Annotated in this window: 9 protein-coding genes; 5 read left to right on the top strand and 4 right to left on the bottom strand. The window is 57.3% G+C overall.

The genetic code is table 11. The features are described from left to right. Positions 1 to 336 precede the first annotated feature (336 nt). Both QEH54_RS21595 and QEH54_RS21590 read left to right on the top strand, forming a co-directional pair. A complete protein-coding gene (locus QEH54_RS21595; RefSeq protein WP_309020802.1) occupies positions 337 to 2,670 on the top strand; it encodes a Tex family protein in 2,334 nt (777 codons plus the stop codon). Between the two features lie 322 nt (positions 2,671 to 2,992). Further along, entirely contained in the window at positions 2,993 to 6,439 is a 3,447-nt protein-coding gene (locus QEH54_RS21590; RefSeq protein ID WP_309020801.1) for a right-handed parallel beta-helix repeat-containing protein, read from the top strand. Positions 6,440 to 6,593: 154 nt separating this feature from the next. On the opposite strand, the gene QEH54_RS21585 is transcribed toward QEH54_RS21590, so the two are convergent. Further along, a complete protein-coding gene (locus QEH54_RS21585; RefSeq protein ID WP_309020800.1) occupies positions 6,594 to 7,346 on the bottom strand; it encodes a hypothetical protein in 753 nt (250 codons plus the stop codon). A 20-nt stretch (positions 7,347 to 7,366) separates the two neighbouring features. Then, on the bottom strand, positions 7,367 to 7,606 hold the full coding sequence (locus QEH54_RS21580) for a thioredoxin family protein (RefSeq protein ID WP_309020799.1): 240 nt from the start codon (positions 7,604 to 7,606) through the stop codon (positions 7,367 to 7,369). 144 nt (positions 7,607 to 7,750) lie between these two features. Between QEH54_RS21580 and QEH54_RS21575 the strand changes: the two genes are divergently transcribed. Then, complete coding sequence (locus tag QEH54_RS21575) at positions 7,751 to 8,647, top strand: LysR substrate-binding domain-containing protein (protein ID WP_309020798.1); 897 nt, start codon at positions 7,751 to 7,753, stop codon at positions 8,645 to 8,647. Positions 8,648 to 8,808: 161 nt separating this feature from the next. On the opposite strand, the gene QEH54_RS21570 is transcribed toward QEH54_RS21575, so the two are convergent. Together QEH54_RS21570 and QEH54_RS21565 are read right to left on the bottom strand one after the other, a co-directional pair. Then, positions 8,809 to 9,303, bottom strand: coding sequence for a DUF3016 domain-containing protein (locus tag QEH54_RS21570; RefSeq protein WP_309020797.1), 495 nt, complete (start codon positions 9,301 to 9,303; stop codon positions 8,809 to 8,811). 295 nt (positions 9,304 to 9,598) lie between these two features. Further along, the gene (locus QEH54_RS21565) at positions 9,599 to 11,929 is read right to left on the bottom strand and encodes an ABC transporter permease (RefSeq protein WP_309020803.1); all 2,331 of its coding nucleotides are present in this window, start codon (positions 11,927 to 11,929) and stop codon (positions 9,599 to 9,601) included. Positions 11,930 to 12,522: 593 nt separating this feature from the next. Here QEH54_RS21565 and QEH54_RS21560 point away from each other — a divergent pair. Then, the gene (locus QEH54_RS21560; protein ID WP_309020796.1) at positions 12,523 to 12,774 is read left to right on the top strand and encodes a hypothetical protein; all 252 of its coding nucleotides are present in this window, start codon (positions 12,523 to 12,525) and stop codon (positions 12,772 to 12,774) included. A 127-nt stretch (positions 12,775 to 12,901) separates the two neighbouring features. Next, positions 12,902 to 13,507, top strand: coding sequence for a flavin reductase family protein (locus QEH54_RS21555; RefSeq protein ID WP_309020795.1), 606 nt, complete (start codon positions 12,902 to 12,904; stop codon positions 13,505 to 13,507). Positions 13,508 to 13,725: the final 218 nt, after the last annotated feature.

Here is a 13,725-nt window from a genome sequence, read left to right as displayed (position 1 = left end):
TCGGACTACCTCTCGAAGATAGCGAAGCCAAGGCGGCCACAAAAGGCGGATATTCCTTAGAAGTGTTAATCCACCACGTTACAAAAAAGAGTTGCGCCTCCCCTCGCTATGGGATCTGCCCCTGCAAAACCAGCTTGCCAGCCCCGGTCCCAATCCCATCCTCCCTCGCTTTTCAAGGTGGAGCGTACCGAGCTGAGCGACACTCGACGCGCGAAGCGAGGAGACAACCTCTGGGCACGCTCTCCCCCAACCTACTCATTTTAAACCTATCCGCGAAGATCCGCTCTCATACGCGGTTCCGAGAGAACCATTCCTGAAACCCGTCATACACCTTTCATGCACGAACAATTTCTCCCCAAGATCGCCGACGAACTCTCCCTCCCCCAAAGCCACGTCGCTTCCACCGCCAAGCTCCTCCTCGAAGGTGCCACCGTGCCCTTCATCGCCCGCTATCGTAAGGAAGCCACCGGCGGCCTCGACGAAGTTCAGATCGCCAACGTCCGCGACCGCCTCGAACAGCTCAAAGCCCTCGAAGAACGCCGCGCCGCCATCCTCAAATCCCTCACCGAGCAGAAGGTCCTCACCGACGAGCTGAAAGCCAAAGTCATGGAAGCGGAAACCATGGCCCGCCTCGAAGACGTCTACCTGCCCTACAAGCCCAAGCGCCGCACCAAGGCCACCATCGCCCGCGAAAAAGGCCTCGAGCCCCTCGCCGAAAAGATTTTCAACAACCAGTCCGACGCCGCCATCGATCCCGCCGCGGAAGCCGCCTCCTTCGTCGATCCGGAAAAGGAAGTGGCCAACACCGACGAAGCCCTCGCCGGCGCCCGCGATATCATCGCGGAATGGATCAACGACGACGCCGACGCTCGCGCCGAACTGCGCGACCTCTACATCAACCACTCCACCCTCACCTCCAAGGTCATGATGGGCAAGGAAGAGGAAGGCGCCAAGTACCGCGACTACTTCGACTGGTCCGAGCCTGTATCCAAAGCTCCCTCACACCGCATCCTGGCCATCCGTCGCGGCGAACAGGAGATGATCCTCTCCATGTCCGTGCGTCCCGACGAAGACCTCGCCCTCGCCAAGCTGGAGGCCCGTTTCGTCACCGCCTCCACCCCGGCCGCCGACCAAGTCCGCCTCGCCACCAAGGACGCCTTCAAGCGGCTCCTTTCTATCTCCATGGAAACCGCCGCCCGCCTGGAGCTGAAAAAGCGGGCCGACGCCGAAGCCATCGCTGTATTCGCTTCAAACATACGCGAACTTCTCCTCGCTCCCGCCCTTGGCGAAAAACCGATCATCGCTATCGACCCGGGCTTCCGCACCGGCTGCAAGACCGTCGTTCTCGACGCCCAAGGCAAGCTCCTCTTCGACACCGTCATCTACCCGAGCCAATCCGCTCGCCAGATCGATGAGGCCAAAACCATCATCTCCGGCCTCGCCCAGCGCTTCCAGGTCGAAGCCATCGCCATCGGAAACGGCACCGCCTCCCGCGAAACCGAAGCCTTCGTCCGCACCTGCGGTCTGCCGAAAAGCATCGCCGTGGTCATGGTAAACGAATCCGGAGCCTCCATCTACTCCGCGTCCGAAGTCGCCCGCGACGAATTCCCCGACAAGGACATCACCGTGCGCGGCGCTGTATCCATCGGACGGAGACTCATGGACCCGCTGGCGGAATTGGTCAAAATCGACCCCAAGTCCATCGGTGTCGGACAGTACCAGCACGACGTCGACCAAAAGGCCCTCAAGGCTTCGCTCGACGACACCGTTCTCTCCTGCGTGAACGCCGTCGGCGTGGAGATCAACACCGCCTCCAAGCAGCTGCTTTCCTACGTTTCCGGACTCAATTCCCGCCTCGCCGGCGCCATCGTCGCCCACCGCGAAGCAAACGGTCCCTTCAAGTCCCGCAAGCAGCTCACCAAAGTCGCGGGCATCGGCCCCAAAGCCTTCGAGCAAGCCGCAGGATTCCTCCGCATCCGCGGCGCGGAAAATCCCCTCGACGCCTCCGCCGTGCACCCGGAACGCTACCCGCTTCTCGAACAAATGGCCGCCGACCTCACCGTCAGCGTCAAGGACTTGATGAGCGACTCCTCCAAGCGCTCTAAGATCGATATCCAGAAATACACTACAGACGAAGTCGGTCTCCCCACGCTGCAAGACATCATGCAAGAGCTCGCCAAACCCGGCCGCGACCCCCGTGCCGAATTTGAGCTCGTCCAGTTCAAGGAAGGCGTCAACGAGATCACCGACCTACGCGAAGGCATGAAGCTCACCGGAGTGGTCACCAACGTCACCGCCTTCGGGGCCTTCGTCGATGTCGGCGTGCACCAGGACGGCCTCGTCCACGTCAGCCAGCTCTCCGACAACTTCGTCAAAGACCCCAACGAAGTCGTCAAAGTCGGCCAAAAAGTCCAAGTCACCGTCACCGAAGTCGACGTCGCCCGAAAGCGCGTCGGCCTCAGCATGAAGACCAATCCCGAGGTAGGGTCCGACCGCCGGGCGGACCGCAACTCCAACCGCCCCTCCGACCGAAATTCACCCCGCGGCCCAAACCGCGGCCCCCGCCAAGGTGGCGGACCTCGCGGTGGCGGAAACCGAGGCGGCAACAACCGCGGCAGCCAAAACTTCGGCAACTCCCTCGGCGACGCCTTCGGCAGCTTGAAATTCTAGTCGCCGCTCATAGAAGCGGCCTCAAGCCGCAATTCCCCGACCAGGCAAACCCGCCTCCAGGCTTTCCACAGGTGGGGCGTCCGAGACGCTCCACGCCTAAACCTTCGCACGGGATAAATAATACCCAAAATATGGATACGATCAGCGCTTCAACTGGCGAAAAGATGAGCGATACCGATCGTCGAAACAGTGGCGACTGCTGAACCCGAAGCTTACAATCTGCTCGAGAACAAACTATGCAGATGAATAGGCCTTGCCTGTTCAATACTTTCTATAATACGGGTTATAAGTAATCGACGTTGCCCGATTTATGAAAAGAACGATGTCCCGTCTCTTTCTTTCGTTGCTTTTCGTCCTGAGCTGTCTGCCTTTCGCCCGCTCAGGGACGGTCGACGCTTATTTCTACGATCCCAATATCAACGGCCTTTCCGACGTCACGATCCCGGGAGCACGCGTCTCGTTGCAGATGGATCTCAACGCGGACCATGTCATCTATTCGGGCAGCATAAATATCAGCCTGCCGGAAGGATTCACCTATATGGGCACATGGCAGTGGCGGAATGGCTCTGTTGTCGACGTCACCGGCAGCGGCCGATCCATCACTGTCTCGCTGGATTCCGAGGAAGCTGCAGGCGCGCCCACCGGAGCCGTCCGGGTCTGGTTCGACCTTGCCGTCGCCTCCATAAACGACCTACCGCCGACCTCGACCGCTCAAACCATTAGCATATCCGCCTCGGTTCGGACCTCTGAAGGACAGGAATCGATCAACGGTAGTCTCACCACCTACATCCTCTATACGCGAGGTAAAACCTATACCGGATTGGGCAATTCGAGCGTCGAAGCCGATGACGAGTTTAACGTCTATGTCGAGGTCGACTCCTTTCCGCATCTCGATCTCTACTACTCGAGCGTCGCCGTGAATGTACCACGATTCACCGATCTCGTCCCGGGCTCCGTATCAGGATTGGATAGCTTCAGCCAGCCGTTCCCCAACCTAATCTCAGCCCAGTTTCCAACGGGACGCCGCTCGTTTAGCTTCTCCTTTCGGGTGAAGGTAAGAGATCAATTCAATCTCGACATAAACGAGGTCGAGGAAATCCGACTAGAAGTCCCCTCTACTCAGTTCCGCGTCAAGACGCCGTTCACCGGTAACCTCAACGGTCCCTCCCAAGCCTTCCACACGCGAACCTTCAGCGCGTCGTTTGAAAGCATCAAGCCCATCGCCGTGGAGGAGCCAAGCGTGGAAATCGTCGTGAATTCAACCGGCGACAAATCCCGCGATCCCACCGATGAGAATGGCTGGTCGACAGGCGACACCATCGCCAACGGCGATCCGGAATGCACTCTCCGCTCCGCCATAGAAGCGGTGAACGCCGGGCTCGGCAGGCTCATCACCTTTGACATTCCTGGCGAAGGCATTCCCACCATACCGCTTCTCTCCGCCTTGCCGCCTGTCACCGAGCAAGTCGAGATCGACGCCACCACGCAAGCGGGAGGATTCGTGGAGGTCCGCGGAAATGGCCTCGAAGCCAGCGGCCTCGAACTCCAAGGAGGCAGCAGCACCGTAAAAGGTTTCGTGATCAACGGATTCCTGGGCAACGAGCACGGCGCCATCAAGCTATCGAAATATGGCGGCAATACCATCGTCGGCAACTACATCGGCACCGACACGTCAGGCGAATCGTCAGTCGAAACCTTCAACGGCATTCTCATCGAAAGCGTTTCAGGAAACACAATCGGCGGACCCAGCCCGGAATCGCAAAACGTCATCAACGCCGGCGCGGCAGTCTTCATTCGGCAACTCGAAGGCGGCGCCAGTCCGGACGCCAACCAGATTATCGGCAACCGCATCGGCATCTCTCCAACTGGCGCCTTTATCGACACCGGCATTGGTGTCCTGATCGCCTCGGGTTCCAACAATCAAGTTTCGGAAAACCTCATTGCTGGCACCGAGTCTGGCATAAACGTGACTACGATCGGACCCATCGCCGGGCTGAACATCTCCGGCAACGAGGTCGGTCTAGACGCCAACGGGAACGTGCAATCCCAAGGCCGGAACAATGGCATCACCATCCGTGCCGAACTCGAAGCCGACCTGGATGGGTTCACGGTCAGTGGAAACAAGATCGCGGGCCATTCCAGCAACCTTCTCCTCTTCGGCCATCGCCTGAAAAATGGCGAGATCAGTGGCAACCGCATTGGCCTCCAATTCGGCGACAACCAGCAGCTTCCCGCCAATCTCCCCTCTGGCAGCCACAATCACGGCATTCACCTGAGCGGCAGCAGCGACATTGAAATCTCCGGCAATACCATCGCTGGCCACGAATGGAACGTGCTCGTCTCCGGTCACTTGCAGGTAGGGGAAGTCTCAAGCGATTCATCCTTCCAACTGGGAAATCCCACTCTGCCATTCGACGGGCTGGAAGGCGTCGCTCCGGGAAGCGGCTTTACGATTTCCAACAACAAGATCGGCATCAACGACGCCGGCGACATACCGGCCAACGCAACCCAATACTGCGGCATTAGCATCTACGGCGACGCAAGCGACGTCGTCATCGAATCGAACACCATAGCCAAGCATGACTCCGCTTCGCCCAGAGCCGGAATCATGCTCTTCAACGGAGAAAACCATCGGCTCAGTGGCAACATCGTCGGCACCACCGCAGGGGCGGAAATAACGAATTCATTCGGCATCGTGGTGGGCGACGCTAGCCACGTGAAAATCGGCGCCTACGATGGAGGAGGCGGCAATGTCATCGGCCACAACCGCATCGGACTCGCCTTTCTGGGCGAAGGCACCGACATCCAGGTCAAGCAAAACACCATCGGGACCGACGCCTCAGGAGCGAACGGTCTTGGCAATACCATCGGCGTGATCATCTCGAAAACCGGCGAGCCGGCAGAGGATACGCCAGCCGTCGTGCTGGAGGAGAACACTATTTCCGGAAACACGGAAACCGGCATCCAAATCGTCTCCGAGTATCAGGTGAACCTCGTTCAGAACTACATCGGTGTCACCTCGCAATTTTCCCCGGTCCCCAACAAAGACGGTATCGATATCGGCAACACCCCAGTCTTCCTGGATCGGAACACCATCGCCCACAATACCGAAAACGGCATCCGCGCCACCGGGGAAGGCGTCGTCACCCTCACCCAGAACAAGATCTACGAAAACGGCGACGATACACGTGTCGCTGGTATCAGATTCGCCACTACGCCAATCGCTGCCCCCATGGTCGTGGCCGCTCTTCGCTCCCAACCAGACGAGGAAGACAACGTAACCATCCACCTTGCCATTTCTCCAGCCCAGTCGGAAGAGCCAGTCACTTACGAAGTCTTTTCGGATCTTGAGCGAGTCCATCCGCAGGGCCGCATCTACATTCTCACCCGCTCCGTCTCTGGCAGCGCCTCCTTCTACGAAGAGCTCGTTGTGCCCTCGAACCATCCGCTCGCCACTGCCAAGAGCCTGACTGTCACCAAGACCTTTGACGGCAAGACCAGCGAATTCTCCACCAAGAGCATAGTCGAATCCTACGAAATCCCTCCCTTTGAGCTGACTCCCTCCTCGGATCCCGAGGGCCTCCGCGTCTTCTGGGAAAAGAACGATGCTGTCAAACTGCAGGCAGCCTCCCTGCCCAACGGGCCTTGGTACGATATTGAAGGCGAGCCGCTCGTCGAAAATGGCTTCCATGTCTTTTATCTTGAGCTGCCTGAAGGTGAGCAGTTCTTCCGACTCGTCCTCGACCCACGCGGCCTCGTGCTTCCCTAACTTAGATAGCAAGTAGCGAGATCGAAATCCGCTCAAAAAACTTCCCGAACACCAACAGCAGCGCGACCAAGCCAAGAGCCACTCTCCAGACCACCATCCTAGCTGACAGCCGGACCAAGCAGACCGACACTTGGCCCGGATTTGAGATTCTAGCTCAGTTCAATCCTCTTGTATCATTCGCGACCTCGTACGGGAGACTCAGATCTCCTGAGGCCACGCTGTAGACTTTGTAAACCCCAAGCATCGGTCGGTCGGGATCGCTGGTGTTCACTCTCATGAAAGCAGTCACTGCATCGAAGCGAAACGATTCGTCACTCCGTATCCGATATTCTGGCACAACGATCCGCAAGCGATTGTCTTTGGTCATCACCGCATAGCCGGGCGAGTCCATGTACATGGGCATGCCTGGGTTGGTTGGTGGCAACACTACCGAATCGTCGCCTTTCTCGAACTGCTTCACCGCCAAGGCCTCGATCCGGCTGTCTTCGGCCAACACCACCCAATGCGTGTGCCAGATGACTCCGTCGTTGCCGTAGTCGCCATCCGAATCCTCATCCCAGAGCGGCGTATCGTCGAAATCCGGATGAGAGGTCGCGGCAAGAGCGAGGATTCCCTCGACCTCGCCAAACCCGACCGCCTCCGGCTCTAGCGTGGTCGGAAAGACGTATCCAAGTACCGGAGCTCCATCGAGCATGCCCTTAGGTTCAGGCGTCACACTCCCGGCAGCCCCCTTCAGATTCACTTCAAAAACGAGCAGGTCGAGATCCAGCAGACGAGTCACCGACGCGGACTCGATCGAAAGCGCAGGATCCTCCGGTACAGGCGTAGAGCAGTTCTCACAGGCCAGAGAAGCATGCCCCAACCCCAATGACACGATAAAACTTGTGTAGCGTAGTAGCAGATTCATGGATACGTCCTCCTTTATACCTAGTCCTTTAGGGCGGAAAGCTCCGCTCCGAAGTTGATGTGAAACACCTGGTCTCCCAAAGCGAGAGCCGGCACGGATCGCACCCCTGCGGATTCAGCCTCTTCGATTCGGTTTCCTTCCTCGCCCAGGTGCACGACCTCCAGGTCATAGCGATCGCGATCGATGGCTTGAGCAACTCCTCGCTCGGCTTCAACACAGACAGGGCAACCAGCATGATAGTAGATAGCTTTCGTTTTCATTGTATTCAGTTTTTCGTTTCAGATTTCAGTTTCGAAAACCGGGTCGTCCGGCTCGATGCAGGGATACTAACCCGTTTCTTTAGATAAAAATATTACTCTTTTCTGATTGTTTTGATCGGTTTTACCTATCATTACGAATTCACCATGGAGCTCCGACACCTTCGCTATTTCACCGTCGTCGCCGCGGAAGAGCATTTCAGAAACGCGGCGGAGCGTTTGAACATCGCCCAACCCGCCCTCTCGCAGCAGATTCGACAGCTGGAAGATCAGATCGGCGTCGCCTTGTTCGAACGCATCGGTCGAGGCGTGCGGCTCACTGAGGCCGGCAAGCTCTTCTGGGACTACGCGGACCGTATTCTGGCCCTTTCCCAGGAATCCATCGAAGCGGTACAGGAAATCGAAGGTCTCACTCGCGGCCGCTTGAACTTAGGCATCGCTCAAACGCCCAACAGCTTCCATGCCGCTCCCATCATCAGCGCCTTCAAAGCCCGTTTCCCTCATATATTCGTCTCCATCGCTGAGCTTTCGGCCGACGAAATCGAAACGCAACTCGTCAAGGGCGAGCTCGATCTGGGCGTGAGCTTCACCCCTGGCGACAGTCAGCTCCTCGACTCCGAGCCGCTTTTCGAAGAAAGCTTCGCCCTCATAGCCGCTCCTAATCAAGCGATCGCCCGCAGGTCACGCATCAGCCTGAAAACGCTGCAGGAAATCCCGCTCGCCTTGCTAACCAGGGACTACTGCACGCGGCGGCTTTTCGAAAAGACCTGCGACGACCTCGACCTGCCCCTCAAGGTCTCAATCGAGATGAACACCATCGAAGGCATTCTCGGCACGCTTGAAGCAAGCGGACTGGCGACCGTTCTACCCGAACAAGCCTCACGATCCACGCTCTTCCACGCCCACAATCTCCGCGCCATCCCTATCCAAAACCCGGGCATTCGCAGGACGGTCGGACTGCTGTATCGAAAATCCGGCTACCTCAGCCCCGCCGCTCGCGAGATGGCGGAGCTCTGGCGAAACGCCGCTTCCCCGAAGGTCTAGGTTTTCCTGCGGAAACGTTCCTAATCGAAGCCGCTTGTTTTTCAGCATTCTGCCGAGAGTTTTTCGAGCCCGCCTAGAGGTCCAAGCCCCAACATGCAAAAAGCGCCTGCCCTTGCGGGAGGCGCTTTTGAGTTAGACGCTGAACGGTATTCCGCTATCAACTACGAATTTTTAAACTCGCTGCGTATCCATTCTCCAATCATCTCCTTCTCATAGAAGAACTGGTCCTGATCGAAGAAGCGGCGTCCAATATTGTAAGTAAAGTCGAGGTCGCTCAGGTTTTCTTTACCTTCACTCACCACTTTGCCGTCCTTTCGCAGCGTGTAAGTGAAGCGCATCTTCGGCGGATAGATATCGCGCACGATACGCACATCCTGATTGAGCCCCCAAGGTTCAATTTGGCCTGCGAGGTCCACGTTGCTTACCTTCATTTCGAGGATAGCTCCGTCCGGAAGCTCAGTTTCAGCCACGCGCTCCACGTAGGATTCGATTTCCTTCTTGAATAGGTCGAACTGGTCAGTCGCTCCATAGTCCGAACCAATGTCGGTATAGGAGTCCGGCTTTTCCCATTCGATAGCGGAAGTACCCGCGCTGAGGGGCGCGACCATCGCTAGCGCAGCTCCGGCAGCAAGAATGTTTTTAGTGATTGGGTTCATCGTTTCCTCCTTCTTTGTTTTTCAGTTCGTGTTGCTATTTCTCTCCTCCCTCTGTGCAACGCCTGCGCCAAGCCCCCCGAGGTCGCCCACCAAGAGCCCTCTGCGACAATCGTCACCGCAAAATGCATCGTGCCGATGCCGCTTCCAATGCAACTTGCCCGCTCGCAAGGCCGCCTGTGAACTATCGACGCCTGCCTGGCCGATGTTCCGATCTTCTCCCCGGCGTGCCTCGCCGTTCTTGGTGGCCCGGCCCTTAAGCTCTACCGCTTCCTATTCACGAATCCACCCTCTCTCACTACTTCACGGCCTCCCTCAGATTGTCGATCGGCTGCCTGCTCGCCGCACGCAAGGCCGGTCCGATCATAGATACGATGGCCACGGCGACTAGAACGAACACCACACTCGCCAAAGGCCCGAAATCGAAGCGATCGACCGCGAACAACAGATCGGAAACCTTCCCGTAGAGCAACAGCACCACCCCCAGTCCGAGGCCGAGTCCCCAGACGACGGGCACGCCACATTCCTTCATGGTCCAGGAAAGAATCCTTCCGCGATTCGCCCCGATCGCCATGCGAATGCCGATTTCGTTTCGATGATCCCGCAGGAGATGGAACATGAGAGCAAAGAGCCCATACCCGGCGATGAACAATGCGAGCACCGCAATGAATCCCGCAATGAGCGCCGATAATTTCATAGCCGCGAAGGTGTCATCGAAACTCTCTTCGAGCGTAACGATTTCCACCATTGGCAACCCCGGCTCCTTTTCCTCCAGCATGCGCATGATCGCCACCTTAGCCATCTCAGTACGGATGTTGGTCTTTATGTGAAATACCAAATCGGCTTGGGCAAAAGCGGTGAAAACAGCCGGCTCGATCGGATGGCCTAGCTCCGGGTTGAAGTCCGAGCAGACACCTACCACTTCAACGTCGGGACCGTTCAGGTAAGGCTTGAAAACGCGCCCCACCGCCACTTGCCCCGGCCAATACCGTTCGACAAAGGCCTCGTTCACGAGCGACTTCGTCATGGGATAATCCATTTCTTCAAATCGTATATCGCGCCCCTCGACGATAGAGACTCCCATTACTTCGAAGAAATCAGGCCCCACATAGAGAGCCCGGGCGCGGCACTCGTCGGGTTCGGTTCGAAAGTCGAAGCCATCGACGTCCACTTTCGTCGCTCTAGTGTGACGCAGCGGCATTGACTCGCCGATCCCCACCGACTCCACCTCGGGAAGCGTTTCTAGGCTTTCCTTCAACCTCCTGTGCTCGCGGATAACGAGATAGGCACTCTGAAATTGCGGCCCTCTCAATTTATAGTTTACCGAAAGCAACACGAGGTTCTCAGCCTCAAAGCCATAATCCATGTTATGAGCGTTGCGCAGCGACTCGATAAACCAGCTGCAGACCGTGACGATTGCCACGGATAGCGCCACCTGAAAACACACGAAAAGCTTCCTTCCGAAAAACTGCTTCGTCCCGCGCGTCCCAAGCCTCAGCCCCTGGTTTATATTAATCTTCGAAACTGCTACGAATCCACCCACGCTGATGAAACCAGCGTACAGCAGCGGCACTACAATCAACACCGGCAGCAGCAATCCGTCTCCGAGCAGGCTAAGAGCATCTACCGTTTTGGCTCCCGGGAGATGAGACTTATATAAGTAAAGAAACCCTGCCGCGACCAAAAAACCGATAACCAAGCCAAGGTAGCCGAGGACCGAGTTTTCAAGAAAGAGACGCCGCGTCACCCAGCCACGATTCGCCCCCAGCGCCAAAAATATCGAGTACTCGTGCAGGCGTGACTTCACTCTCACCGCAACCAAATTGGCGACGTTGAACAAAGCGACCAGGAGCAGCAGCGACATCAACCCGAGTATCAATAACACCGTCTTGGTTATCATCGCCCTCTCGCCGAATTGATTCGCTTCGATGCCGTCCAAGAGATCGAAGTCCCGACTCGGCCCGTCGTTTGGATGCTCCTCCCGAATCCGAGCCGAAAGCTGCAAAAGGTCCTGCAGCGCCTGATCGGCGGTCACGCCTTCCTTGAGCACGCCCCAGGTTATAAACTTCGGCCAGTTCCGGTTTTCGATTTGCCAGGTTTCAATGATGTGTTCGGCTCCGAACCAGAAGTCCTGCGGCGCTAGATTGTCCAAACCGGAAAACGATGATGGCGCGATACCCACCACTACATACGGGACGCCGTTCAGCGTGATCGACTCGCCCAGCAAGGTGACATCCGCCGCGAACTCGCGTCGCCAAACAGACTCGCCAAGGACTACGACTTTATCGGAAGACCTATTGATATCCGAAGGCTGGATCAGCCTCCCCACCACCGGTCTAACACCCAATGTGGAAAAGAAGTTTCCCGAAACCGAGGCCCCATTGATCACTGTCGAGTGTCCATCGCGCCCCATCAAAAAATCGCTTAGCGCCATGTATTGGATCAACTCCTCGAAGGAATCGTTTTCCCGCTCCAGCGTTTGGTACACCGGGTAGCTAACCCCTCCATCCCCGGTCGAGGCGCTCAAGCGCACGAACCGCGAAGCATCCTCCACCGGATGCGTCTTGAACAAAACGGTATATAGAACGAACGTTGATATAAGAATGGCCCCGCTGGCCAACGCTAGCATTAGGACAATCGAAAAGCTCTCCAATAGAGAGGACTTTATCTTTCGGAATACATACATCGGCAGAGGAGGATCGGTTCACAGAAACTGCGAAGCTGCGGTCTAGGGTAACAACAGCCCTCGATCTCGCGAAGCAAGAGGCATTGCCGCGTACCGGGACGAGCGCGCAGATCGGAGGCTAGGGACAACTACCAACCAACCGATCGCTACCGCAGGGAGCAAGCCTAGGTTACGACAACACGCTCGGCTACGGGAGCTCAGCAAGAGCGAGCGGTCACGCCTCAAATGCCGACGCCACGCGCAGCTCTAGGGCACCTGACCGAACACTCCCAAAACCCCAAAAATTGGAAAACGGACTTAAAAAACGCCCCACAACCTTAGACTTTCGGCCCAAGCCGTCGCCCATAAGCCGCGTTTTCTTAGCCCATAAAGCGTTCTGATAGAGCTTCTCCTCCATGCGCCTGAGCGCCAGCGCTCAAACGTGTCCTAGTTCCTTGAGTTCAACTACTTAACACACCGGTCCTCGCGTAAAAAACCTGCTAATTTGAGCGCTTCACTCTATTGCCGAATTGCTAAAACTTTGCTAAATTCCGGGCATGTCGTTTGAAACCGCCAAATCCGTTACACCAGAATCGTTCAGCCAGCAGTTCAATTTCACGCGTCGCCCGCAGGTACAATATCCTGTGCGGGAAGCTCCCAAGCAGAGCATAAACATCTCTCGGGACACCTTGGCCAAGGCAGCCCGCAAAAAGCTTCACAATCCCTACGCTCCCAAGCTGAGCTACGGAAACAAGGGCGTCATCGATCGCGGAGCCCCCGTAGGCCAGATCCTCAGCTCCTTCGCCTAGACGGGCAGACCGGGACCAGCATTTCCTAACTTTCTCAAACGACATAAAGAGGCCGCGATCCGCTCGTACGGGTCGCGGCCTCGTTTGCGTTTGCTCCCCGCGGCAGGACCGGTTTCCAATCCCGCTCATGGAAATCGACCTGCCTTCGCTCGCTCCCGCCGAACGGTACAAGCTGCTCACCAGCCTCGTGGTTCCTCGTCCCATCGCCTGGGTGACGACCCTCGGTCAGAGCGGAGCCCTCAACGCCGCCCCGTTCAGCTTCTTCAACGTTTTCGGCTCCAAGCCACCTCTGGTTGTCCTAGGCATCGGCAATCGTCCCGACACCGGCGAGCCTAAGGACACGGTGCTTAACATTCGAGCGACCGGCGAGTTCGTGGTGAATTTGGCCAATCGCTCGACAGCGGAAAAAATGGTGGCCACCTCCGCCTCCCATCCCCGCGAGGTGGACGAGCTCAAGATCGTGGGCCTCGAGACCGCTCCCTCCCAAAGCGTCGCTCCACCCCGCATCGCCCTGGCGCCAGCGGCCCTCGAGTGCGAGACCCACTCCATTCAGGAGATCGGCGGCAATCGACTCATCGTCGGATTGGTCAAGCGGGTCTACGTAGCTGACGAGTTCATCGACCCTTCCAGCCAACGCGTTCTGACCGAGAAGATGGATATCATCGGCCGCATGCACGGTCCGGATGGCTACATCAGCTACCAAGGCCTCTTCTCCATCGAGCGCCCGAGCTAGGGACCCACGCCGCCCAAGGTCCGCGTTTCCGACATCCGAAGCCTCGATAGCGTCCAGGTGGATGTCATCGAGTGAACGCGCACCTAATTTTCCGTGGCTAAAAGCGGGTAAAATGGTTCGAGCCCCTGAATTCGGTCCCGGCTTTGGTCGACTACTATAGGGAGCTGCTCGCTCGCTGGGAGCGGCGCGCCTAAACCCTACCCCATAGCTTCAAAGCC

This window comes from Pelagicoccus sp. SDUM812003 (assembly GCF_031127815.1).
In the GTDB taxonomy this organism is placed as follows: domain Bacteria; phylum Verrucomicrobiota; class Verrucomicrobiia; order Opitutales; family Opitutaceae; genus Pelagicoccus.
Note: the sequence above shows the minus strand (reverse complement) of the source record. Positions and strands in the feature narration are given on the sequence as shown.